Origin of the sequence: Comamonas nitrativorans (assembly GCF_042654765.1) — a bacterium.
GTDB classification, from domain to species: domain Bacteria; phylum Pseudomonadota; class Gammaproteobacteria; order Burkholderiales; family Burkholderiaceae_C; genus Comamonas; species Comamonas nitrativorans.
On sequence record NZ_JBHSEW010000002.1, the window covers coordinates 63,961 to 87,926 of the forward strand.

16 protein-coding genes and 1 pseudogene are annotated in these 23,966 nt (G+C 53.5%); 14 read left to right on the forward strand and 3 right to left on the reverse strand.

Going from position 1 to position 23,966, the window contains the following annotated elements; genetic code table 11:
- Window positions 1-45: 45 nt before the first annotated feature.
- On the forward strand, window positions 46-2,889 hold the full coding sequence (locus tag ACFO3A_RS02845; RefSeq protein ID WP_377723821.1) for a fimbria/pilus outer membrane usher protein: 2,844 nt from the start codon (window positions 46-48) through the stop codon (window positions 2,887-2,889).
- 48 nt (window positions 2,890-2,937) lie between these two features.
- Window positions 2,938-4,158, forward strand: a complete 1,221-nt coding sequence (locus ACFO3A_RS02850; protein ID WP_377723823.1) for a fimbrial protein — start codon at window positions 2,938-2,940, stop codon at window positions 4,156-4,158.
- A 174-nt stretch (window positions 4,159-4,332) separates the two neighbouring features.
- On the opposite strand, the pseudogene ACFO3A_RS02855 reads toward ACFO3A_RS02850, so the two are convergent.
- A pseudogene (locus tag ACFO3A_RS02855) lies at window positions 4,333-4,434 on the reverse strand (IS481 family transposase); the annotation flags it as partial.
- A 634-nt stretch (window positions 4,435-5,068) separates the two neighbouring features.
- On the opposite strand from ACFO3A_RS02855, the gene ACFO3A_RS02860 reads away from it, so the two are divergent.
- The 4 genes from ACFO3A_RS02860 (at window position 5,069) to ACFO3A_RS02875 (ending at window position 13,666) form a co-directional block, all read left to right on the forward strand.
- Window positions 5,069-7,876 carry an ATP-binding protein gene (locus tag ACFO3A_RS02860; RefSeq protein WP_377723825.1) on the forward strand — a complete coding sequence of 936 codons (2,808 nt, stop codon included), beginning with the start codon at window positions 5,069-5,071 and terminating at the stop codon, window positions 7,874-7,876.
- Window positions 7,876-9,087, forward strand: a complete 1,212-nt coding sequence (locus ACFO3A_RS02865) for an EAL domain-containing response regulator (protein WP_377723826.1) — start codon at window positions 7,876-7,878, stop codon at window positions 9,085-9,087. Before ACFO3A_RS02860 ends, ACFO3A_RS02865 begins: the two co-directional genes overlap by 1 nt.
- Before the next feature lie 697 nt (window positions 9,088-9,784).
- On the forward strand, window positions 9,785-12,979 hold the full coding sequence (locus tag ACFO3A_RS02870) for a hybrid sensor histidine kinase/response regulator (protein WP_377723828.1): 3,195 nt from the start codon (window positions 9,785-9,787) through the stop codon (window positions 12,977-12,979).
- A 33-nt stretch (window positions 12,980-13,012) separates the two neighbouring features.
- Window positions 13,013-13,666, forward strand: coding sequence for a response regulator (locus ACFO3A_RS02875; protein WP_377723830.1), 654 nt, complete (start codon window positions 13,013-13,015; stop codon window positions 13,664-13,666).
- Between the two features lie 685 nt (window positions 13,667-14,351).
- Here ACFO3A_RS02875 and ygfZ read toward each other — a convergent pair.
- Window positions 14,352-15,254 carry a CAF17-like 4Fe-4S cluster assembly/insertion protein YgfZ gene (gene ygfZ, locus ACFO3A_RS02880; protein ID WP_377723832.1) on the reverse strand — a complete coding sequence of 301 codons (903 nt, stop codon included), beginning with the start codon at window positions 15,252-15,254 and terminating at the stop codon, window positions 14,352-14,354.
- A 45-nt stretch (window positions 15,255-15,299) separates the two neighbouring features.
- On the opposite strand from ygfZ, the gene mltG reads away from it, so the two are divergent.
- The 6 genes from mltG (at window position 15,300) to ACFO3A_RS02910 (ending at window position 19,968) form a co-directional block, all read left to right on the forward strand.
- Window positions 15,300-16,325, forward strand: coding sequence for an endolytic transglycosylase MltG (gene mltG / locus ACFO3A_RS02885; protein ID WP_377723834.1), 1,026 nt, complete (start codon window positions 15,300-15,302; stop codon window positions 16,323-16,325).
- A gap of 5 nt (window positions 16,326-16,330) precedes the next feature.
- Window positions 16,331-16,993, forward strand: a complete 663-nt coding sequence (gene tmk / locus ACFO3A_RS02890) for a dTMP kinase (RefSeq protein ID WP_377723836.1) — start codon at window positions 16,331-16,333, stop codon at window positions 16,991-16,993.
- A complete protein-coding gene (locus ACFO3A_RS02895) occupies window positions 16,990-18,018 on the forward strand; it encodes a DNA polymerase III subunit delta' (protein ID WP_377723838.1) in 1,029 nt (342 codons plus the stop codon). Before tmk ends, ACFO3A_RS02895 begins: the two co-directional genes overlap by 4 nt.
- Window positions 18,019-18,036: 18 nt before the next feature.
- Window positions 18,037-18,390, forward strand: coding sequence for a PilZ domain-containing protein (locus ACFO3A_RS02900; RefSeq protein WP_377723839.1), 354 nt, complete (start codon window positions 18,037-18,039; stop codon window positions 18,388-18,390).
- 64 nt (window positions 18,391-18,454) lie between these two features.
- Window positions 18,455-19,264 carry a TatD family hydrolase gene (locus ACFO3A_RS02905; RefSeq protein ID WP_377723841.1) on the forward strand — a complete coding sequence of 270 codons (810 nt, stop codon included), beginning with the start codon at window positions 18,455-18,457 and terminating at the stop codon, window positions 19,262-19,264.
- On the forward strand, window positions 19,261-19,968 hold the full coding sequence (locus tag ACFO3A_RS02910) for an ankyrin repeat domain-containing protein (protein WP_377723842.1): 708 nt from the start codon (window positions 19,261-19,263) through the stop codon (window positions 19,966-19,968). Before ACFO3A_RS02905 ends, ACFO3A_RS02910 begins: the two co-directional genes overlap by 4 nt.
- A gap of 109 nt (window positions 19,969-20,077) precedes the next feature.
- Here the strand turns inward: ACFO3A_RS02910 and msbA are convergent, their stop codons facing one another.
- Window positions 20,078-21,889 carry a lipid A export permease/ATP-binding protein MsbA gene (gene msbA, locus ACFO3A_RS02915; protein WP_377723844.1) on the reverse strand — a complete coding sequence of 604 codons (1,812 nt, stop codon included), beginning with the start codon at window positions 21,887-21,889 and terminating at the stop codon, window positions 20,078-20,080.
- Between the two features lie 160 nt (window positions 21,890-22,049).
- On the opposite strand from msbA, the gene tolB reads away from it, so the two are divergent.
- Window positions 22,050-23,381: a Tol-Pal system beta propeller repeat protein TolB gene (gene tolB, locus ACFO3A_RS02920; protein WP_377723846.1), complete on the forward strand. Its 1,332-nt coding sequence runs from the start codon at window positions 22,050-22,052 to the stop codon at window positions 23,379-23,381.
- Between the two features lie 70 nt (window positions 23,382-23,451).
- The gene (gene pal / locus ACFO3A_RS02925) at window positions 23,452-23,964 is read left to right on the forward strand and encodes a peptidoglycan-associated lipoprotein Pal (RefSeq protein WP_377723847.1); all 513 of its coding nucleotides are present in this window, start codon (window positions 23,452-23,454) and stop codon (window positions 23,962-23,964) included.
- Window positions 23,965-23,966: the final 2 nt, after the last annotated feature.

Sequence of the window (23,966 nt, forward strand, 5' to 3'; positions counted from 1 at the left end):
GTGGGGGGCTTTTGTCCAAAATTCACTATTCCCAAGCGTTCGATCATGAGCAAGCTGAAGTCCAAGATCCCCGTTGCGCCGTCTCGCGGCAACCGTACAACGTTTCGCCTGAACCCGCTGTACCAGATTCTGTTTGGTTCGCTGGGCGTGTTCCTGCCCAACTGGGCTTTTGCGCAAGAAGTCTCGGCGACCGCTGTGGAATCGGCGCAGATGGTGGCGCAACTGACCCCGCCGTCAACCGGTGAGCAAGCTGCCGCCCAGGTCGCAGGCAGCGCCGCCGCTACAAACCAGAAACAGAAAGCGCTCGTGCAGGTAGCCGCGCTGGATGTTGCTGCGCTGGACCATGCTGCCCTGAGCCAGGGTGTGATGAAGGGTTTCAGCACGGCATTTCTGCAGGGGCTAGGTACCAGCGTCGACGTCAAGACCCTGCTGTCCAGCAGCGAGATCGTTGCCGGTAACTACCGCGTCGACCTGTATGTCAACACGCTGCAGACCAGCCGTATCGACGTGAACTTCACGATGAACGCCAGGACCGGCGAGGTCGAACCCTGCTTTACCAAAGACATGCTCACCCAGGCCGGCGTGGATATGGCCAAGATCGACTGGGATCAGGCTGCCAGCCAGAACCCGTCCTGCCTGCGCCTGCCCGAGCTGATTCCTCAAGCCACTGCGCAATTCGATGCTGCACGCCTGCGTCTGAGTCTGAACATTCCCCAGGCCTATATGAGCCAGGCACGTCGCGGCTATGTGGAGCCTTCGCAGTGGAGCGAAGGCGTGCCCGTGGCCTTTGCCAACTACAACTTCAGCTCGCGCCACACCAGCAGCTCGGGGGGAATGGCCGACCAGCGCACTACCAATCTGGGCCTGAACATGGGCGTCAATATTGGCCCCTGGCATTTCCGCAACAACTCCTACCTCAGCAGCGGCTCGCAGCAATCGACACAGTTCCGCAGCCAGAACACCTATATTCAGCGTGATCTGACCGATCTGCGCAGTCAGCTCTGGTTGGGCGAGACCTACACTTCGTCGCCGCTGTTCGACAGCGTGCGCTTTCGCGGTGTGCAGATAGCCTCTGACGACGCCATGCTGCCCGACAGCATGCAAGGCTATGCGCCCGTGATTCGCGGCAATGCCGAGTCGAATGCAACCATCGAGGTGCGCCAGAACGGCTTTCTGATCTACACCACCAACGTGGCTCCGGGCCCGTTCGAGATCACCGATCTGGCGCCTTCGGGCACGAACGGCAATCTGGAGGTCACCGTCGTTGAGGCTGACGGCAGGCGCCGCGTCTCTGTTCAGGCATTTTCCGCCCCGCCACTGATGGTGCGTGAAGGTCGTTTGAAGTACGACGCCACGGTCGGTCAGTTTCGCAACAACTACAACGGCGGCAGCACACCGGCATTTGGCAACGGCTCGTTCTTGTATGGCTTGACCAGCAACATCACGCTGGCCGGCGGCGTGCAGGCAGCCCCAGGCTATCAGATCCTCTCGGGGGGCGCGGGACTGAACACCACGGCCGGTGCTTTCTCGCTTGACGCCGCGTATTCTCGCAGCAGCGTCAACGGCGACACCCACTCCGGCAGCCGCATGCGCTTTATCTACCGCAAATTCTTCGAAAGCACTGCGACCCAGGTTTCCTTCACGGCACAGGAAAGCCTGACCGAGGGCTTTCGCAATCTGAACGACCATGTCCAGGCTAGGAACTGGGTTGGCAATGCAAGCGGGCTGAGCTTTCGCTCCATTCTGCCCCGCACGCAGCTGAGCATGTACCTGAGCCAAAATCTGGGTGTTGGCACGCGCTACGGAAGTATCTACACCAGCGCTTCTGCAGGTCGCAACTGGGATGGCTCCAAGTCGAACAGTGTGTCGGCCGGCTATAGCAATACCCTGGGCCCTGCCTCTTTCAACCTGAGCCTGACGCATTCGCGCAATGTCGCCAGCGTGCAGTATGCGGGCGGTCGCTATAGCGATACCGGGGTATTTCTGTCCGTCACCTTCCCGCTGGGCAAGGGCAGCAATGCTCCCAATATGTACACCAATGTGGGCCACCAGAAGGCCGGCACCAATGTGCAGACGGGTATCAACGGCAGGCTGCCGAACGACCGCGACATCAGCTACTCGGTGATGGGGCAGCGTGACCCCAACGGCGACGCTTCGGCCTCCGCATTCCTGGGGGCTGCCACCTCGGTGGCCGTGCTCAACGCTGGCTACTCTTATGGCAATCGCTCGAGCACGGCGTCGGTGCAGGCCAATGGCTCCATCGTCGCGCACCAGGGCGGCGTCAACTTCGGCCAGCCCGTGGGCGAAACCTTTGCGTTGGCCCAGGTCGCGCCAGCGGTGCCCGACGTGCGGGTGTCCAGCTACAGCGGCGTGGCTACGGGCAACAATGGCTATGCCATCGTTCCCAACGCCGTTCCCTACCGTGCCAACTGGATTGCCATCGACGGCAATGGTTTGAGTGCCGACATCGAGATCGAAGGCGGTATGGAGCAGGTCGTGCCGCGCCGCGGTGCGGTACCGCTGGTCACCTTCAAGAGCGAAGAGGGCCGTCGCGTGCAGTTCGAGCTGACCCAGCCCGATGGCTCTCCCATGCCGTTTGGCGCGATTGTGGAAAGCGCCGACGGCACCCGACTCGGCATTACCGATACCCGTGGTCGCGTGCTGACCATGCTGGAGCCGAATCAGGTCCAGGGCCAGTTGCGTATTACCTGGGAAGAGCAGGAGTGCCGCATTGGCTACGACCTGCCTACTAAGGCTCAGGGCGAGAACTACCAGCGTGTTGTGCTGAGTTGTACCGATGCCAGGCCTGTGCCGTCTTCTCCCAACAAAAACGGATCCGGCGTGGCCCAGACCACCGATCCCGATCTTGTGTCCAAGCTGGGGTCCTGAGCCCAAGCCTAAGCCCAAGTTCACAGTACCCCATAAGGAGTTCGATCTATGTTTCGATCCATCAAAGCCCGTATTTATCCGTCCTCATTCCCTGGCAGCCAGTCTCAGCGCTGGGGCTGGCTGGCCAAGGCCGCGGTAGCCTGCGCCATGACCGCCGGTGCCCTGCATGCGCCCGCTGCCTTGGCGAGACCAACATGTACTAATGGCAATATGGTCAAGGAGTCAGACTGGGCCATCACGGGCAATTTTGCCAATATTGCAAACGGTGTTTCGATTGCCCATGTTATGTTCAGCCAGACCGTCACGGCCTCACAAACGAATATTGGCAACCAGGTGTATGCCGTGATTGGGAGACCCGCCGCTGGGCCTTACCAGACCATTCCGTTGGCTACATTTCCAGGCTTGGGGATGAAGTTGAGTTTCGTCGGTTATATCAATGATTTAAACGCGGAGCTCAACCCCAATAATTTTAATGCCCTTATTGGGACAGTCATTGCTGGTTCCACAAGTAACTTTGGAACTTCGACGTTCTCCACCGGCACCACCACCAGCAACAGGAAATTCAGGCTCGTATGGAGGCTGGATCTTGTGGTGACCGACGTGAAGATCTACGCGGGCGGTACAGGCAATTTCTTGAACGAACCAAATCTGGGTGCAAACATAACGTTTATTGCTCCTATTATTTATGACGGCACTGTAAACCAGGCGTGCTACAACGTTACTTCCAACTTTCAAAATGCACTGGCCAGTGGCGGAGCCATCCAGCTGCCAGAGTTGCCCAAGCCGCCAACGCCGACTTGCCAGTTTCCGATTTCCACCATGAATCAAACCATTCCGCTCGCTTTCTCTACTACCGGCAGAGTGCCTGCGAATGGCTCTGCCCGTACGGAAGGGGCAATGGCCGAGACGCGATTTAATATCCAAGCGAACAACTGTGGCGCCGATAGCAACTACGCCATCTACTTTACCGACGCCAATGCGGCCGGGGCGACCAAGGATTATCTGAATAGCTCAGGGGCGCTTGCGGGCAAGGTCAACCTCAGACTGTTTCAGGGCGCTAACAACGTGCCCGTACAGTTTGGTCCAGCGCCCACGGGCAGCAGCTTGCCGACCCATCCCGCTGGCGTGACGAACAGCCTGACTCCGGCAAACTCGAATTTCGTGCACGATTTTTATGTGCAATACGTTCGGGCGCCTGGTGTGGATGCCAGCGCGGTGGGGCCGGGCTCGCTGGCGGCGCAGACCATCGTCACGGCGGTGTATCCCTGAACTTCTCGAGCCCTAGAAGCCAGCATCGAAGACACCACCCGCGCCACCAGAAGATGCGCATTTACCCGCCACACGCGTCTTGCCCCCTTGCCCCTTATGCCTCTGGGAGCTGCTCTCTATTGGGACTGCTGAAGCGTCACCTTGAATAGGTGGGTTTTAACACCACAACATGGGCTAGCTGTTCAGTCCCGGCATTAGATGGATCGGATCAATCCTGAACCGCTCAGGCTCGGATGTCCACTGTTTGCAGATGAATTCGTAGAGTGTCAGGCCCTCATCGGGCGCTTGATGGATCCTGGCTGTAGCGTTCTGGCTGTGCAGCCCCAATCCTGGCCAAAATCGACTCGATGGCCGCTTCCATTGCGGCCCGTACTGGCTTTGTGACTTCAGAGCCGTGCGCACCGAGTGCTTTACAACTTCGAGGAAGTTCTCATAGCTCCATTCTTAAACGAAGGAGCTTTTTCTATTCTGGTCGCAATTCAGTCTGTTGTTTGACGCTGCGCTTGCTGCTTGAAGATCGAAAAAATTGAACCGCTAATTTTTCCGTTCAACCGAACTCATCGGTGGGCCCAGCGCCTTTTACAAGGCGTTGTGCTGCTTCCTGTTCATGGAGCAGTAACGGGTTTTGTTTTTGTTCGACGGGTCTATGCCTCGACCCTACAGGCTGGGCATTGATCTTGCATGCGGCAATGTTTCCCTTTGCATTGGAATATTCTGAGTTTTTGAGTGCATCAATACCATGGCGATTAAAAATATCGAATAGATACTTTGAATTGCATGAATAGAAATATGCATTTGCGAAAATATTTTTAAAAATTCCAAAAAATCAATATCTTTTTTAACTATCCGATAGCATGAAATTTAAGAATTGTCTTATGGTTTTTTTCATAAATTCATGAACAATGAGTGTATGAATTTGAAAAATATATGTGGAGATGGAAACTCATCTTTTTCTAACTTGAGAGTTGCAAGGCTTCTTTTGCGTGTTTTGGCGTTAGGGGGAGGAATTTTCTTATTTTTGGCTTTTGTGATTTTGATGGGAGCTGCTTTGAATAATGAAGTTTGGCAGATTCGCAGACACATGAATGCTGCTATGTTTGAAGCCAAAACATATCTTGATGAAAAAGAAATTTTGCTTGAGCATCTTGCGCGTAATATTGCGGTTAAAAATGAAGGGCTTGGCTATTTGTTGTCTGACGATCAGCCAGTTTATATTAGTATAGGTGCATTTGAAAAGAAACTATCTATTTTTCTGGCGCCGGAAGATATTAAAGAACTAAATCAAAAGAAATTGAATTTATTTTACATTGATTATGAATCTGAAAAGAAAATATTTACTCTACATAATGGGGGGAATAAAGAGGATACCTTGTCAAGGAAAATTATAAATTATATTGACGATGAGGATTTTAAATTTGATAATGATGATTTTGTATGGATGTCTGATAATTCTTCGGAACGCTCAAAAATATTTATTCTGAAGAAAATAAAAAATAGGGACGGTGTTAACTGGTTAGGGTTGCAAATAAGCATGAAGGAGCTAGAAAAAACTTTGCAATACCCAGATGCTGGTCACTATGTATTGATTAATAAGAACGCCGAAGTGGTTTTGGGAGATAGTTTTCTGCAAAATATTGCAAAAAATCTGCGAGCCAATTTCGGAACAGATTATTTTGGATTTGATGGTGGGCAACTATTGGATAGCAGATTGATACTGGTAAAACATGTCGGAGCATCGGATTGGTCTCTGATATATTATTATGATTTCAAGGAATTGCTGCTGCCGTTAATTCCAAAACTTTTGTTTGGTTTTTTAATTATTGTCACGGGCTTTTATTTTCTATATCTATTGCATAGAACATTGCATAAAAGACTTATTATTCCTGAGCAAAAGCGTATCTGTTCAATAATTGAAAATGATAATTTTTCGCGAACCATAATACAAACCGCGCCTGTTGCGCTCTGCGTGTTGAGACGACGTGATGCGGAAGTTGCTCTGGAAAATAGGCTTGCACAGAAATGGCTCGGCAGTGGTGAAGTGCGCAGAGCATGGAGTCTTGGCTGGATAGAGAACGCGTTTGAGTCTGACGATACGGAGCACGACAGAGAAATTATTACGCCAACCGGTAAAAATCTTTTGTTGAGTTTTTCTGCCGCAAGTTATTCTGGTGAAGATGTGCTGTGCTGTGCATTCAGTGATATCAGTGAGCGAAAGCAGACTGAGGAAGCTCTTGAAATGGCGAAAAAACTTTCTGATGAGGCCAATCAAGCGAAAACATTATTCTTGGCAACCATGAGCCATGAAATAAGAACTCCACTTCATGGCCTGTTAGGTACAATAGAACTCCTAAGCCGGACAATACTTAATTCTCAACAAGAGGGATATCTAAGAGCTTTACAACGATCTTCTTCTACGCTGCTGCAATTGATTAATGATGTGCTTGACGTATCGAAGATTGAAGCCAGAAAATTAAAGTTAAACAAATCTGTTTTTTCTCCTGCAGAGTTAACGCTTGACATTGTTTCTTCATTTGCTGCTTCTGCTCGTGCCAAAGGTGTTTATTTATACGCTTGTATCGATCCATCCGTTCCTGGTTTTGCTCAAGGCGATGATTCGAGGATCAGGCAAATTCTGAATAATTTAATAAGCAACGCAGTAAAATTTACCGATCATGGGCGTATAGTTATGAGAGTTAAATCTGGAGTACGGACTGAAAATTCAGTTATTAATTTGAATTGGCAAATATCTGATACTGGTGCTGGAATAGCTATCGAAAATCAAAAATTTCTCTTCGATCCTTTCTTTCAAGTATCTGAAAATTCAAAGAATACTCCAGGAACAGGTTTGGGGCTATCGATCTGTAAACGACTGGCAGATTTAATGCAGGGGGAGCTTCGTGTCGTCAGTGACGTCGGATTGGGAAGTAGTTTTACATTAAATCTTCCTTTGGAGAAAATTAAACTGGATGAAGATATTAATGAAAAATTGCTTGATAAGAAAATTCTAGTTCACACACCTGTTAAAGAATTAACAGAAAATTTTTGTGCATGGATTGAGTATTGGGGAGGGCATGCACAAGTTTTTCAAATGAATTACCAAAACAATGATGATTGTGATGCTGTTCTATTGGAACTGCGTTTTAATTCTTGTCAACAGATTCCTTTTTCTGCATGGAAAGATTCAAGAGTCATTGTTTCGGATCTTGGGGGAGAGCAGCCAAGAAAAGAAGGGCTTGAGTGGCACATCGGTAGATTTAATTTAAAAGGTATTTTCAAGGCACTTAGTTTGGCTCAAAATAATTCTGCGGGAATTACATCAAATTCTTATGAGTTTTTCAATGACGACAAGCTGTCTTTGAATATATTGGTTGTTGAAGATAATCCTATAAATCAAATGGTTATTCGCGATCAATTGGAAATTATTGGTTGCAGTGCAATTTTGGCATCTGATGCAACCGAAGCATTAAAAATATGGATGGATAAAAATCTTGATCTAATCATAACGGATGTCAATATGCCGGGTATATCAGGATTTGATTTTGCTAAGCAGCTTAGAAATATGGAGTGCAACTTGCCGATAATAGTTACAACTGCCAATGTGATGCCTGAAGATGAAGACATGTGCAAATCTATTGGAATTCAAAAAATTCTAACCAAGCCAATAAATATAAAAACATTATACTCTTGCTTGCTAAGTTTTTCTATGGAGAAAAAATAATGTTTTCACCTAGAATACTGATTGTTGAGGATCAAGAATTTCAAAGAGAATATTTAAAAAATATTTTTTTGAGTTTGGGTTTGGATTTGAGTCATGTATCTTCTGCAGAAAATGGTGAAGATGCTATCAAAATTATTGAAGAAAGTAATTTTGATCTTGTAATAAGCGATTTGATGATGCCTGATCTAGATGGTGTTCAATTAATTCAGAGGTTGGCATTACTTGAACAACCTCCAATTCTTGCAATCATCAGTTCTGCTTCGAGACAAATAATTTCTGGAGCATCTATGGTCGCGCGGGCACATGGCTTGATAGTACTGGAGAATATTTCTAAGCCCGCACGTGTTGCATCTATTTGCAAGCTGTTGGAAAACCTAAAAAAAACTTTGGATTCAAATGTCAAAAAATGTCATTCTGGACTTTTTCTTGCTGAAAAGCCTGCAATCGAAGAGATAATCAATGGTTTGGGCAACAATGAGTTTTGTGCATGGTTTCAGCCAAAAACATCACTGATTGATGGGTGCATCTATGCTGCAGAGGCATTGGTTCGCTGGAATCATCCTACAAAAGGAATTCTCCGGCCCATCATGTTTATGGATAAAATTATAGAAGCTGGTTTGGAAGAGAAGCTGTTATGGTTGATTCTTGAGAATTCAATTAATATACAGAGAGTTTGGAAGAAACAAGGTTTTAAAATTAAAGTCGCAATCAACTTGCCTACCAATTTGCTCGATAGTGATAATTTCCCTGATAGAGTTTATGATTTTGTTATTAATCAGGGAGGCAGTCCATCCGATATTGTTCTGGAATTGCTCGAATCTACTCGTGCCGAGGCGATCACTAGATATTATGCTGGTACATGTCGTCTACGGATGCGGGGATTTGGACTAGCACAAGATGATTTTGGTCAGGGGTATAGTTCCATGCATAATCTGGTTTCCACCCCTTTTACTGAATTGAAAATTGATCGTTCGCTTGTTCATGGATGTTTCAATGACAAAGGGTTGGCGGCTGCACTGACCAGCATCATAAAATTGGGACGGAAATTGGGTCTTGAGATTGTTGCTGAGGGAGTGGAGCACCCTGATGAGATAGCACTTTTGAAAAGTTTGAACTGTGATTATGTTCAAGGGTATTTGATTTCAGAACCTGTGCCGCACGATGTTTTTTTTCGTTTGCTTCAAGATGGTAGTTTTTTGTCGAGATCTTAGAATCTATTCAAAATTTTTTTGATACCGTCGTTGGCCATGTTTTCAATTTTTGTCATTTTCCTGCAGTCATTCTCACATAAGCGGGGATTCGGTAGCAGCAGCCTTACTTTCATCGCTGCGATGATATCTATCGTTGTCGATACTGCTGCGGGGCGTCTGCTTTCGCGAGTGTGATGTAGTGATGTAGGAAGGTACGCGGGTGTGGGGATGTGCAGGAAGGAGGGCGGGTGTGTGTGGTGGGCCTGCTGCCCAGCGAACTTCCCAAATGGCGTACTGTGTACGTGTACTTTTCCATTTCCAGAGTGCTCCGTGAGTAGAGAGGGGCTAACCTGCTGCTGGGGCAGGCTTCAAAAAAATAGTTGGTATGGTTCGAGAGAGGCTGTGGCGTAGTGCCTGCAGTGTGTTCTTGAGCGTGGACGGCACAGAGTGTGAAGCACACGGGCACAGTGTGCCAAAGGCATGACGCGTCCAAGAAGATCTCGCGGGTTGTCCAAGTTGCCGCATCCAAGGAGCCATGGCAGTGCCCATGATCGGGGCGACGGACCGATCACCAGGATCTTTTGCTCAAAAGATTTTGAACAGGTTCTGAAGATTTTTATGACTTATTGTTCTATTTTTTGAGATAATTTTTATGGTAAAAGTATGTATTTTATACAAATTCCATCCTGAAGTGAAATAATTATTTATTTCAAGAAATATGCTAAAAAAATTTACTATCAACTCATTGCGCCATAATTTTATTTTTTTGGGTGGGTTGTCTTTTTTATTAATACTGTTTGCTATAAGTCTTTGGGCTGTAAATCGTGTAATTCAAGATGAATATGACAAAAAAATCATACATTTCTCTAGATTGATTGGTGATATTAGAGAAAATGAGAAATTTTTGTCTGGGATTGCTGAAAAGAGTCATCAGACAAATTATTCCAATAAAAACGAGATCATTAACTATCAAAGTCGATTGATTTCATCGGATAATGCTACAGAACTTTTTGAGAGCAGGGAGTTTTCCTTCGCCTTGCCATTTAATTTGTTTTTAAATAAAAATGAATTAAATTCAAAGAATTATTTTTCACTGGGTATTCGGTTTTCTAATTATTATAGCAGTTTTTGGAGTCTTTCCAATTATCCGCCTCCTCAAATAGTTTGGGCTTCTTCTGACACTGAGTTTGGAGTCTTCATTCCAGCCATTGGTCAAATTTATAACAATCAAAGAATCAGCCAGAGAACCTATCTCTCTCTTGTTGAAGAGGCAAAAATTAATTTGGAGGCGCAAAAGAACCACCCAGGAAATGTTAAGTGGTTTAAATCAAATGGTTTGAAAAATTTTACAGGCAACCGTTTGGTTGCCTTTATAAAAATTAACAAAGGAAAATTTTCTGGAAATGAAAATTACATCTCTGGATTTGCATTGTCTATTGTTGATATCGATGAGGTAAATGATTTTCTTAATTTTCTTGAAAAACCGATTTTTGATTCTTTGACTTTAATATCTCCCGATGGAGTGTACCTTGATAACAATGGTATTGAAGGTGAGAAGTATGAAGATGGATTTAATTTATTGAAGCAAGGTATTCTTTTTAAAATTTCTGCTCCTGTGCATGCAGGGTGGCAAGGCTTGTACCTGCTCAGTTATTCCAGTTTTTTTAGATATGCGAAGTGGCACATTATTAGTGGATTTGCTGTTTTTTCATTAATTATTCTATTGGCCTGGATCTTTTCCAGATGGTATTCAAAAAATGTGGTTGCTCCAGCAAAAAAAGCTCATAGCGAGTTGATTGAAAGCGATTCATTTAGCAGGGTAATTATTCAAACTGCCCCTGTAGCATTGTGTGTTTTAAGAGATCACTCTGGAAAAATTGTTGTTTTAAATCATCTGGCTGATTTGTGGTTGGGAGGGGCTGATCAAATAGAAGCGCTTAGTAAAGAGTGGAAAATTTTTATTTCCAAACAGGAAAAAGAAGAGGAAATACTGAATATCAATGAAAAATTCTTATATGCTTCATTTTCACGTGCGCGTTATAAAGGGGATCAGGTAATATTATGTGCATTCAATGACATAACGCCTTTGAAAAATGCAGAAAGAGTTCTTGAGGAATCAAAAAAATCTGCAGACATTGCAAATGAAGCGAAATCTTTATTTTTAGCAACGATGAGTCATGAAATTAGAACTCCAATGTATGGTGTTCTTGGTACGCTGGAATTGCTTAGTTTGACTAAGCTCACGACACAGCAAAGAAATTACCTGAGCACAGTGCAGCAATCTTCTTCTATATTATTGCAACTGATTAGCGATATTTTGGATATATCAAAAATCGAAGCGGGCCAAATGGCAATTGATCTTGTCGATTTTAATCCGATCGAGTTGGTGGAAGATGCTGTATCTGGATATTCCGCAATTGCGGCAGAGAAAAATTTGGAAATATATGCCTGTATCGATGTAAAAACCCCGAGAATTGTCAGAGGAGACCATGTTCGTATACGTCAGGTTATTAATAATTTGCTTAGCAATGCTGTCAAGTTTACAGATTTTGGTCGTGTAGTTCTAAGATTAAAATTATTGGATATAAATGCCAATTGTGCCAGATTGCAGTGGCAGGTGACGGACACGGGAATTGGCATTTCACAAGAACAGCAATTGCGACTTTTTGAACCGTTTTATCAAGCTGACAATCAAAACCATACAGTAAGTGGGACAGGTTTAGGGCTATCAATTTCATCACGTTTATGCGAAATAATGGGTGGAAAATTGAGTGTTATTAGTGAATCCGGGTTGGGGAGCAGTTTTTCATTTTTCCTGGATTTGCCTATTCCCTCTTTGGAATTGATCGAAGAAGATTCGAAAAGACTGAATTCGGAAATTGTTTATTTGCGTTCACCTTTCAAAGAGTTATCAAATCAGCTGGCAGATTGGATTAATTATTGGGGGGGGAATCCAGTTGTTGTTGATTGCATTTCGGCGGATGCACATGAAAACGCAGTGCTTCTGGATGTGCTAAATAACTGTGATAAAGATTTATCTTGGACCGGGGCGCGTGTTTGTGCAATCTCAAATTCATCTTTATCTCTACAAAGGAAAACGGATGGTTCATGGATGGTTAGTGTTCATCGTCTCAATGATATTCTTCAGGCCATCCAGTTATCTCAGAACATAGATAATCGAAAAGAAGTGTTTTTGAAACAAGATAAATATGAAAGTTTGGGCTTTAAGGTTCTGATTGCCGAAGATAATCCGATTAACCAGTTATTGATCAAAGAGCAATTGGAAAACCTTGGTTGCAGTGTTTTCTTGGCAGAGAATGGTGAAATTGCTTTTAAGAACTGGAAACCAAAAAATTTTGATGTGCTGATCACGGACGTTAATATGCCAGTGATGAATGGTTATGAGCTGGTCAAGAAAATAAGAGCAGTGGATTCGGAATTTCCAATAATTGGAGTGACTGCAAATGCTTTAAAAGAAGAGGGAGAACGATGCATTGCTGTTGGCATGAATGCATGGCTTGTCAAGCCAATGAGCTTGAAGCAGTTGCGTGATATTTTAGTGAAGATTTGCGGAGTTAATACCGAAAGCAAAGCGCAACAAATTATTCATGATGATCGTTACGTAGATAATTGTTTTTTTAATATGTCGGAAAAAATGCGAGATATTTTTATCAAAACAATGCGGGAAGATATTGATGCTATTGAAAAAGCAATAAATGAAAATGATGTAATTTCAATACAAAAAAATGTTCATCGGATAAGAGGTGCGTTTTCTGTTGTCTATGCTGACTCTTTAAGCGAAGAATGTGCTCAGATTGAGTTGCAGATCTCAACTGGCAGTGACGGGCATCTAATAATGGATGGGGTGAAAAAATTAATTATCAATATTGAAAATTTTTTGTTGCAAATTTAGATAAATAAAATGCATGAGAATTGAGAGTTCAAAATGAAAAAATTCAAGGTTGTTATTGCTGATGATCATCCGATAGTTCTTATGGGGGTACGTGAATTAATTGAAAAAGATATTTTATTCGAGGTTACAGAGCAGGCAGGTACTCCCAGCGATTTGATAAAAATTTTAAATGTCAGTAGCCCCAATATCGTGATTACGGACTTCAATATGCCCGATGATCATGTTTATGGTGATGGTATAAAATTGATCAATTATATATTGCGCAATTATTCTTCCACTGATATTATTGTTCTGACAATGCTGACGAATAGTTTAATAATATCCAGTCTTTATGATCTGGGGGTGCGTGGTGTAGTCTTTAAAAATGGCGATTTGAAAGAGCTGATCGTTGCCTTGAATGTGGTGTCGCAAGGTGGGTGCTATTATCCGCCTAATTTTTCATTAAAACCTATGTCTTTGCGCAATCAGGAAGATGTGAAAAAGAAGATATCGAAAATATCCGTCAAAGAATTTGAAATTTTAAGGCACTTTGTCTCGGGATTGAGCGTTGGGGAAATTGCAGTTCTACTTAATAGAAGTATTAAAACCGTAAGTGCCCAGAAGATATCGGCAATGAGAAAGCTTGAGCTTGAAAGTGATCAAGATTTATTGAAATTCTGCATTGCCAAAAATATTTTCGATAATTAAATTTATTCTACGATAATATAAATTCGTTTTCAATATATCGAATCGGCATTGTTCTATTCCAGGTGATTTATTTTTTGAGCAGACAATATATTTTTCATTTTAAGATTTTTCTTATTTACATTGTAAATTCTTGTGATTACCATGGCTGGCATGGTTGTATGAATTTTGTATGTACTTTTTTATAAATTAATTGTGTTGACGGTAGTATATGCTTTAATTGATTCATACAACTTGCATTAATAGAATTGCAATTAGTATGAGAGCATTATACAGTTTCATCGCCTCCAAAGATCAAGTTTTCAAACTCGGAAGAATTGAGATTGCCAAAGAGTTATATAGCTCTTTTGGTAATAATGAATTGAAAATGAAAGAATTGTTGAAAAGGCATGCGGCATGCGACTGGGGGCATCCACCTTTCGAATATCGGAGCTTATTGTCAAATAATAATAAAAAACTTGTTTCAATCTTTCCTTACAATGACCATTTCATCTTGATTGAGACAGCGTGGGATTGCAGTCAAACTAAAGTAAAGCTTCTTAAATGAATGAAGCGTGCAGCAGTACGCCGGATTACGATGCACAGAGGCCGCGCTTTGGTTTATTCCAGGGGCAGTGCATCGTCGTAGATGCGCGGTGGGATTCCGTTGGCAGTCTTTGCCAGCGGCGCGAATCGGCATGCTTCAAAGTTAAATATCGTCGCGCAACGGGTAGGGCAGGGGCAGCAGCGTCAGCGCCACCCCGTTGCTGTGCAGGGTTTGCTCGGCTGCACCGGTTTGCATAGCTATTACCGCTGACCATTGGCCGATCTGGACAGGGTTTGGTGCTGATAACACCACCACGCCAACGGGCTGCTCTACATTATTCGTAGCAAAGACTTCGGCCCCCGGCGGCACCTCTGCGCTGGCCTGGGCAAGGTACGCCCGGCGTTTGAGCGTGCCGCGAAACTGGCTGCGGGCCACGATTTCCTGGCCGGGGTAGCAGCCCTTTTTGAAGTTCACGCCGCCGACGGATTCGTAGTTGAGCATCTGCGGCACCAGCTGTTCGTAGATGGCCTGGCTGACCAGGGGCACGCCGCTCATCACTTCCAGCCAGCGCCAGATGGCCGGGGCCAGCGGCGCCACATTCGGGGCCGGCGTGCCTGCCGGTGCCAGCCACAGGGCGCGTGCCTGACCCTGGGCCGGGTACAGGCCGATCACCTGTGCGGCCCCTTGCGGCAGCACCTGCCAGGGGGTGTTCAGCCCGGCAGGCACGGCGCTGCCGGTCAGGCCCAGCAGGGTGAAGGCGGCGCTGGCATCCTCCAGCTGGCATTTGGCCCGCAGGACGAACATGCGCAGGCGCTTGAGTACCTGGGGCAGCAGATCGCGCTCGCACACCAGCAGGATGTCTTCGGCGCTGGGCCGGATGGCGATGAAGCTGGCCTGCATCCGCCCTTTGGCATTGCAGAAAGCGGCCAGGCGGGCGCTTTCGGGGCCGAGCAGCAGAAAGTCCTGCGTGAGCTGGCTGTGGATGAAGGTGGCCGCGTCGGCGCCCTGGGCACGAATCACGCCCCAATGGGGCAGGGGGCTTGCGCCTGAAAAAGTCTCGGTCATGGGTGAATTATCATCCCGGGTCTTTTCCCCTCAAGGCATGGGCCTGTGCGTCGTTTTTTTCAAACTCTTTTATTGTTGTGTGTCCTGGCTGCGGCGGCAGTCGGCGCGGGTGCCTGGTGGCTGAGTCAGCCGCTGGCGCTGACCGCTCCCGCTGTGGAGCTGGAGGTCGAGCCGGGCACCACGCCCCGGGCGGTGGCCCAGGCGGCGGTCGCCTCGGGCGTGCAGACCGATGCCCGGCTGCTGTATGCGTGGTTCCGCCTGTCGGGCAAGGATCGGCAGATTCGCGCCGGCAACTACGAGATTCCCCCCGGCACCACGCCCTACAGCCTGCTCATGAAGCTGGTGCGCGGGGAAGAAAGCCTGATGGCGATCACCTTTGTCGAGGGCTGGACCTTCCACCAGATGCGCTCGGCCATCGCCCGGGAGACCACGCTCAAACAGGACACCGCCGACTGGAGCGAGGCGCAGATCATGGCCGCGCTGGACAAGCCCGGTATCCCCGCCGAAGGGCGCTTCTTCCCCGACACCTACACCTACGCCAAGGGCAGCAGCAGTCTGGCCGTGCTGCGCCGCGCTGCTGCGGCGATGGACAAGCGCCTGGCCCTGGCCTGGGAGATGCGCGACCCGGCCACCCCGCTGCAAAGCCCCGAGCAGGCCCTGATCCTGGCCAGCATCGTGGAGAAGGAAACCGGCCAGGCCAGCGACCGCCCGCAGGTGGCCGGGGTCTTCACCAACCGCTTGCGCAAGGGCATGTTGCTGCAAACCGACCCGACCGTCATCTACGGGCTGGGGCCGCAGTTCGACGGACGTCTGCGCAAAATCCATTTGCAGACCGATACCCCCTGGAACACCTACACCCGCCCGGGCCTGCCGCCCACGCCGATTGCCATGCCCGGCAAGGCCGCACTGCTGGCTGCCGTGCAGCCGGCGACAACGGATGCCCTGTATTTTGTCGCCCGGGGCGACGGCAGCAGCCAGTTCAGCACCACGTTGCAGGAACACAACCGGGCGGTCAATCGCTATATCCGGGGCCAGTCCGCGCCCCAGGGCACCCCACAGAAAGCGCAGTAGCAAGCATGGCGGCAAGCAAGCAGGGTTTTTTCCTCAGTTTTGAAGGCATCGACGGCGCGGGCAAGTCCTCGCACATCGACGCCCTGGCCCGGGCGCTGCGCCAGGCCGGGCGCACGGTCACGCTCACACGCGAACCCGGCGGCACGCCCCTGGCCGAACAGGTGCGCACGCTGCTGCTGCACGAGGCCATGGATGCGCATACCGAAGCGCTGCTGGCCTTTGCCGCCCGGCGCCACCATGTCGGCCATGTGATCGCCCCGGCGCTGGCGCGGGGGGAGGTCGTCATCAGCGACCGTTTTGCCGATGCCACCTTCGCCTACCAGGGCGCCGGGCGTGGGCTGGACTGGTCGGTGCTGCTGGAACTGGAGCGCATCACGCTTTCCGGCTTTGGGCTGAATCCCGATGCGGTGCTGAAACCGGATTTGACCCTGTGGTTCGACCTGCCTGCGGCCACTGCCGCCCAACGGCTGGCCGCCGCCCGCGTGCCCGACCGTTTCGAGGCCCAGCCGGAGCATTTTTTTGCCGCCGTGGCCGGTGGCTATGCCCGCCGCTGCGCCGAGGACGGTGCCCGCTTTGCCCGCATTGCCGCCGATGCCGACCGGCCCGGCGTCTGGCAGCAGGTCCTGGCGGCGGTGCAGGCCCATGGTTTGCTGGAGGGCGCTGCGTGAACGCCGCTGCAAGCTCCGCCACCGAGTCCACCCTGGCCCCCTGGCTGCTGGCCCAGCAAGACAGCCTGCTGCGCCAGCGCGGCCATGCCTGGCTGCTGCACGGCCCGGCGGGCCTGGGGCAGTGGGATTTGGCCCTGGCCCTGGTGCGCTCGTGGCTGTGCGAGGCCGACGATGCAGCCACTGCCGGGGCCTGCGGCCATTGCGCCAGTTGTCATGCCATCGACATCCACACCCACGCCGATCTGCTGGTGCTGATGCCCGAAGTGCAGCTGCTGGAGCGCGGCTGGCCCCTGCCGGAAAAGGCCCAGGCCGAGATCGACGAGAAAAAGCGCAAGCCCAGCAAGGACATCCGTGTCGATGCCCTGCGCCAGGCCGTGGAGTTCTGCCAGCGCACCAGCGCCCGCGGGCGGGGCAAGGCCGTGCTGGTCTACCCCGCCGAGGCGATGAACACCATTGCCGCCAACACCCTGCTCAAGACCCTGGAGGAGCCGGTGGGCAACGTGCGCTTCGTCCTCGCCACCGAGGCCGCGCACCAGCTGCTGCCGACCATCCGCAGCCGCTGCCTGGCCCACACCATGGTCTGGCCCGCATCGGCGGCGGCCCAGGCGTGGTTGCAGGCCCAGGGCGTGGCGGCAGACGCGGCGGCCACCGCCTTGCGTGCCGCTGGCGGCAGCCCCGAGCAGGCGCTGGCCCTGGCCCGCAGCCCGGTGGGGCTGCGTCTGGCGCAGGAGCTGCCCCGGTGGGTGCGCGAGGGCGACCTGACCGTGCTGGGCACCCTGGCGCCGCAGGAATTGCTGCTCTGGCTGCACAAGCTGTGCCACGACCTGATGTGCGTGGCCCAGGGCGCCGCGCCGCGCTACTTTCTGCCGCAGGATTTGCCCCGGCCCCCGGCGCTGCGGACTTTGCTGCGCTGGGCGCAGGCTCTGGCGCAGGCGCTGCGCACGGCCGAGCATCCCTTCCAGCCCGCGCTGATGGTGCAGGCGCTTGTCGTGCAGGCCCGCAGCGTCCTACACTCCAAAAGTTGAAACAAATTATTTTTCGGCATGAATACTCCGTCGTCTCCCCGTCCCAGCGTTTTGCAACTGGCCCTGAAGGAAAAGGGCGCGTTGTACGCGGCGTACATTTCCCTGTTTGCCGAAGGCGGCATCTTTGTGGCCACCAACCGGGAGTTTCGCCTGGGCGACGACGTGTACGTGCTGCTGACCCTGCCCGACGATGCCCAGCGCTACCCGATTGCCGGCAAGGTCGGCTGGGTCACGCCCGCTGGCGCCGGCCACCGCGCCCAGGGCATCGGGGTGCGCTTTCCGGCCGAGCCCAAGAGCGAGGAACTGAAAGCCAAGATCGAAACCGTCCTCGGCTCCTGGCTGGGTTCCGACCGGTCTACGCAGACGATCTGACGCGCCGCTCCCCTGTCCGCACCAACCTCCCCCTGGCAGCCCCTGTGCGGGCTGCATCCATTGCATGTTTACCGATTCGCATTGCCACTTGAATTTCCCGGAGCTGCAGGGCCAGCTACCGGCTGTCCTGCACGCCATGGCGCAGGCCCAGGTCACCCGCGCCCTGTGCATTTCCTGCACGATGGAGGACTTTCCCCAGGTTCACGCGCTGGCGCTGGCCCATCCGCACCTGTGGGCCACGGTGGGCGTCCACCCGGATACCGAAGGGCTGCACGAGCCGGATGTCGATGAGCTGGTGGCCGCCGCCGCCCTGCCGCGTGTGGTCGGCATCGGGGAGACGGGACTGGACTACTACGGCATGGAAGACCGCAAGGGCGGGCGCAGCATTGCCGACCTGGACTGGCAGCGTCAGCGCTTTCGCACCCACATCCGCGCGGCCCGGCGCTGCGCCAAGCCCCTGGTCATCCACACCCGCGCAGCGGCGAACGACACGCTGGCCATCCTGCGCGAGGAGGGCGAAGACGGCAGCGCGGGCAGCGCCGGCGGCGTGTTCCACTGCTTTACCGAGAGCCTGGCCACGGCCAAGGCGGCGCTGGATCTGGGGTTCTTCATCTCCTTTTCCGGCATCGTCACCTTCAAGAACGCGCAGGACTTGCGCGACATCGCCGCCTATGTGCCGCTCGATCGCCTGCTGATCGAAACCGACAGCCCCTACCTGGCCCCCGTGCCCTACCGGGGCAAGCTCAACACGCCGGCCTACGTTCCGCACGTCGCGCACTGCCTGGCGCAGGTGCGCGGCATGGCCGTGGAGGAGATGGCGCAGCTGACCAGCGCCAACTTCGACCGGCTCTTTACCGGGGTGACGGCGCCATGATGCGCCGCCGCCAAACGGTGCGCCTGCTTCTGCGCCCGATCCTGGGCATGGCGGCTGCGGCGCTGCTGGCCGGGGCGGCGCTGCCGGCTGCGGCCGATGCGCTGGAGGATTTCCGCACCGCCATCGTGCGGGACAACGACCGCGCCGTCGTCAACCTGCTGCTGCGCGGCATGGATGCCAATATGGTCGATGCCCAGGGCCAGCCCGCGCTGGTCAGGGCGCTGCGCCTGGAATCCTGGCGGGCCGCCGATGCCCTGCTGCTGGCGCCGGGCCTGAACGTCGATGCTGCCAACCCCCAGGGCGAGACGGCGCTGATGCTGGCGTGCAACAAGGGGCGGCTGGACTTCGTGCAGCGCCTGTTGGCCAAGGGGGCCGCCGTCAATCGCCCCGGCTGGACGCCGCTGCACTACGCAGCCAGCGCCGACCACCCGGACAGCGTGGCCATTGCCCGCCTGCTGGTGCAGGAGCATTACGCCTATATCGACGCCGCCTCGCCCAACGGCAGCACGCCGCTGATGCTGGCCGCGCAATACGGCTCGCAGGCCATGGTCGAGCTGCTGCTGGAAGAGGGGGCGGACGTGCAATTGCGCAACCAGCTGGGCCTGAGCGCCATCGACTTCGCCCAGCGCTCGCAGCGCGGCTATCTGGCCGACATCCTGCAGGCCGGGCTGCGCAGCCAGCGGCGCACGCCGCCTGCGTGGTAGGGCTGCCTGGGTAAATATTCAAAAAGAGAGCTGCTACCGCTGATGAATCAACGATTTCAGGTCGTTTAATGCCTGAAATCGTTATGAATCAAGCGGAAACAGCTCCTTTTTATTGCTGCCCTTCCTGCCCGCTGTACGCCTGCAGGCGGGCGTACAGGCCATCGAGCGCTAGCAGCTGGGCGTGCGTGCCCTGCTCGACGATGCGGCCCTGCTGCATCACCACCACGCGGTCGGCGTGTTCGATGGTCGAGAGGCGGTGGGCGATCACCAGCGTCGTGCGCCCCTGCATCAGCCGTTGCAGGGCCTGCTGCACCAGGCGCTCGGATTCGGTGTCCAGCGCGGAAGTGGCCTCGTCCAGAATCAGCATCGGCGCGTCCTTGTACAGGGCGCGGGCAATCGCCAGGCGCTGGCGCTGCCCGCCCGAGAGCTGGCTGGCGTTGTGCCCCAGCGGGGTATGGATGCCCTGGGGCAGGCTGCGCACGTGTTCGGTCAGGTTGGCGGCTTCCAGGCAGTCCCAGACGCGGGCCTCGTCCACGGCGCCGCTGCCCAGGGCCACGTTGGCAGCCACGGTGTCGTTGAACATCACCACGTCCTGGCTGACCATGGCAAATTGCTGGCGCAGGTACGCCAGATCCCATTCGGGCAGGGGCACGCCGTCGATCAGTATCTGTCCGCTGCCGGGTTGCAGGAAGCGCGGCAGCAAGTTCACCAGCGTCGTCTTGCCCGCCCCCGAGGGGCCGACCAGCGCCACCACTTCGCCGGGCCGCACGTCCAGGTCGATCTGCTGCAAGGCCGGGGCCAAGTCTTGGCCAAACGAAACGCCCACCTGTTGCAGCGCGATATGCCCGCGTACCGGCGCGGGCCGGGCGTTGCCGCCGCTTTCGGCCAGGTTGCCTTCCAGCAGCGCCAGCCCGCGCTCCAGGGCGGCAATGCCCGAGGTCATGGGCTTGGCCACGTCGGCCACCCGGCGCAGCGGGGCGATCAGCATCAGCATGGCGCTGATGAAGGCCACGAAGCTGCCTACCGACACCTGCCCGCCGATGGCCGCGTCGCCCCCCTGGCGGCTTTGCCACAGGGCGATGCAGATCACCGCCGACAGCGCCATCGCCGCCATGAGCTGGGTGGCCGGCGTCATGGCCGAGGAGGCAATCGTCGATTTGATGTTCAGGCTGCGCAACTGGCGGCTCAGATCGCCAAAGCGCCGGTTCTGCGCCGCCTGCGCCCCATGCAGGCGCACGATGCGGTGCGCCAGCACGTTTTCCTCGACCACATAGGCCAGGGCGTCGGTGGCCTCCTGGCTGGTCTTGGTGATGCGGTACAGCCGTTTGGAGAGGGTTTTCATGATCCAGGCCACGCCCGGCACGATCACCGCCACGGACATGGTCAGCTGCCAGTTGAGGTACAGCAGATAGATCAGCAGGGCCACCAGGGTGAAGCCGTCACGCGAAATCACCAGGAAGGCCTGCACCAGCTGGGTGGCGCCGGTTTGCACCTCGTAGACCACGGTGTTGGACAGGGCACTGGCCGAATGGCGCGAGAACAATCCCATCTGCGCCTGCTGCACCCGCTCGAACAGGTCTTTGCGCAGCGCCAGCATGCCATCGTTGGCCACCCGCGCCAGGGTGTACTGGCCGATGAACTGGGCCACGCCGCGCACCAGGAACAGGCCGATGATGAACAGCGGCACCAGCCACAGGTTCAGGTCGCCCTGGGTGAAGCCGTTGTCCAGCAGCGGCTTGAGCAGGGCTGGAATCAATGGTTCGGTGGCTGCCCCGACCAGGGTGGCCAGCGCCGCCCCGGCCCAGGTTCCGCGCAGCCCGGTCCAGAAATACGGGGCGACCCGGCGCAGGCGCTGGCGCAAGGGCATGGATTGCACGCCGCTCAGGGCATGGTTGGGTAAAGAGTGGGAGGCATCAGGCATGGCGGGCGATTCTACGTGGCGCCCCCTGGTTTCCAGGCGAGCCGGATGCCGTTGGATACGGGTTCACCCTGGGAGACTTGGCACAAAAGCGGCCAAGACTGTGTACCATTGCCGCTGGTTGAAGAACGTGCTGACGCTTCTTTTTTCCTGGCGGCCTTTCATGACAACGCATTCCTTCTCTCCCGTGTTCTCTCCAAATACTCTTTCCAGCAGCGGCGCGGCCACCTCGCGGCGCAGTCTCTTAGCTTTGCTGGCAGCGGCCCCTGCGGCGCCGGCCCTGGCGCAGTTCCGGGTGGAAATCGCCGGCGTCGGCCTGCGCCAGATTCCCATTGCCCTGCCCGCCCTGCGCGGCGAAGGCGCCGCGCCCCAGAAAATCGCCCAGATCGTCCAGGCCGACCTGGAGCGCAGCGGCCTGTTCCGGGGCGTCGAGGCGCAGGACGCGCAGCTGGACGAAAACTCCGTGCCCGACATGGCCCAGTGGCGCCAGCGCAGCGCCGATGCCCTGTCCTGCGGCAGCATCACCCGGCTGGCCGATGGTCGCTTCGACGTGCGCTTTCGCCTGTGGGACGTGGTCAAGGCGCAAGACCTGGGCGGCCAGGGCTTTGTCGTCGTGCAGGGCGATCTGCGCCTGGTTGCGCACCGCATTGCCGACTTCATCTACGAAAAGCTGACCGGCGAGCGCGGCGTGTTCTCCACCCGCATTGCCTACGTCACCAAGGCCGGCGGGCGCTACGTGCTGTGGGTGGCCGATGCCGACGGGGAGAATGCCCAGTCGGCCCTGGCCAGTACCGAACCCATCATTTCCCCGGCCTGGTCGCCCAACGGCACGCAACTGGCCTACGTTTCGTTCGAATCACGCAAGCCCGTGGTGTACGTGCACGACGTGGCCAGCGGCCAGCGGCGCGTGGTGGCCAATTTCCGTGGCTCCAACAGCGCCCCGGCCTGGTCGCCCGACGGCAGCCAGCTGGCCGTCACCTTGAGCCGCGACGGCCTTTCGCAGATCTACCTCATCAGCGCCGAAGGCGGCCAGCCCCGGCGTCTGATGCAAAGCAGCGGCATCGATACCGAGCCGGTTTTTGCCCCCGATGGGCAAAGCCTGTACTTCGTCAGCGACCGGGGCGGTGCGCCGCAGATTTACAAGGTCGGCCTGGGGGGCGGCGGTGCCCAGCGCATCACCTTCAGCGGCGGTTACAACATCTCACCCAGCATCAGCCCCGATGGCAAGTGGCTGGCCTATATTTCCCGGGTGGGCGGCGCCTTCAAGCTCCATGTCATGGATATGGGCACGGGCGATGTCACCGCCCTGACGGAAACCGCCGATGACGAGAGCCCCAGCTTTGCCCCCAATAGCCGCCTGCTGGTCTATGCCACCCGCCAGGGCGGCGGCGAAGCCCTGATGACCACCACCCTGGACGGGAAAATCAAGGCCCGCCTGGCCGGCAAGGGCGGCGATTTGCGGGAACCGGCCTGGGGCCCATTCCAGAAATATTGAGCCAGTAAACCTTTTCTTCACTTGCACGTTTCTTGAAAGCCTAGGATTTTCTAGGGTAGGAGAATTTTTCATGCTCACTTTTAAACGTATCGCTTTTATCGCCGCAGCCGCAGCCGTCATGGCCGGTTGCAGCTCGGGTGTCAAGCTCAATGACGCTTCGGTGGAAGACCGCAACGCCAACAACGCCACCAGCGGTGTGGCCGGCGTAGACCTCACCGGCAGCGACATCGGCGCCGATGGCGGCCCGCGCAACGTCGGCCGCGTGGTGTACTTCGACTTCGACAGCTACGTGGTCAAGCCCGAAGCACAGGGTCTGGTCGATGCCAACGCCCGTTTCCTGAAGGCCGATGCCAGCCGCAAGGTCGTGGTTGAAGGCCATACCGACGAACGCGGTGGCCGCGAATACAACTTGGCCCTGGGCCAAAAGCGTGCCGAAGCCGTGCGCCGTTCGCTGAACCTGCTGGGCGTGCAGGACAGCCAGGTCGAAGCCGTCAGCTTCGGCAAGGAAAAACCCGCTGCTGAAGGTGCCAACGAAGCCGCTTACGCACAAAACCGCCGCGCCGAGCTGTCCTACCGCCGTTAATC

Coding starts and splice junctions, on each gene's coding strand:
- ACFO3A_RS02845 (WP_377723821.1), top strand. CDS start 46: ATGAGCAAGCTGAAGTCCAAGATCCCCGTTGCGCCGTCTCGCGGCAAC.
- ACFO3A_RS02850 (WP_377723823.1), top strand. CDS start 2,938: ATGTTTCGATCCATCAAAGCCCGTATTTATCCGTCCTCATTCCCTGGC.
- ACFO3A_RS02860 (WP_377723825.1), top strand. CDS start 5,069: ATGAATTTGAAAAATATATGTGGAGATGGAAACTCATCTTTTTCTAAC.
- ACFO3A_RS02865 (WP_377723826.1), top strand. CDS start 7,876: ATGTTTTCACCTAGAATACTGATTGTTGAGGATCAAGAATTTCAAAGA.
- ACFO3A_RS02870 (WP_377723828.1), top strand. CDS start 9,785: ATGCTAAAAAAATTTACTATCAACTCATTGCGCCATAATTTTATTTTT.
- ACFO3A_RS02875 (WP_377723830.1), top strand. CDS start 13,013: ATGAAAAAATTCAAGGTTGTTATTGCTGATGATCATCCGATAGTTCTT.
- ygfZ (WP_377723832.1), bottom strand. CDS start 15,254: ATGACCGAGACTTTTTCAGGCGCAAGCCCCCTGCCCCATTGGGGCGTG.
- tmk (WP_377723836.1), top strand. CDS start 16,331: ATGGCGGCAAGCAAGCAGGGTTTTTTCCTCAGTTTTGAAGGCATCGAC.
- ACFO3A_RS02900 (WP_377723839.1), top strand. CDS start 18,037: ATGAATACTCCGTCGTCTCCCCGTCCCAGCGTTTTGCAACTGGCCCTG.
- ACFO3A_RS02905 (WP_377723841.1), top strand. CDS start 18,455: ATGTTTACCGATTCGCATTGCCACTTGAATTTCCCGGAGCTGCAGGGC.
- ACFO3A_RS02910 (WP_377723842.1), top strand. CDS start 19,261: ATGATGCGCCGCCGCCAAACGGTGCGCCTGCTTCTGCGCCCGATCCTG.
- msbA (WP_377723844.1), bottom strand. CDS start 21,889: ATGCCTGATGCCTCCCACTCTTTACCCAACCATGCCCTGAGCGGCGTG.
- tolB (WP_377723846.1), top strand. CDS start 22,050: ATGACAACGCATTCCTTCTCTCCCGTGTTCTCTCCAAATACTCTTTCC.
- pal (WP_377723847.1), top strand. CDS start 23,452: ATGCTCACTTTTAAACGTATCGCTTTTATCGCCGCAGCCGCAGCCGTC.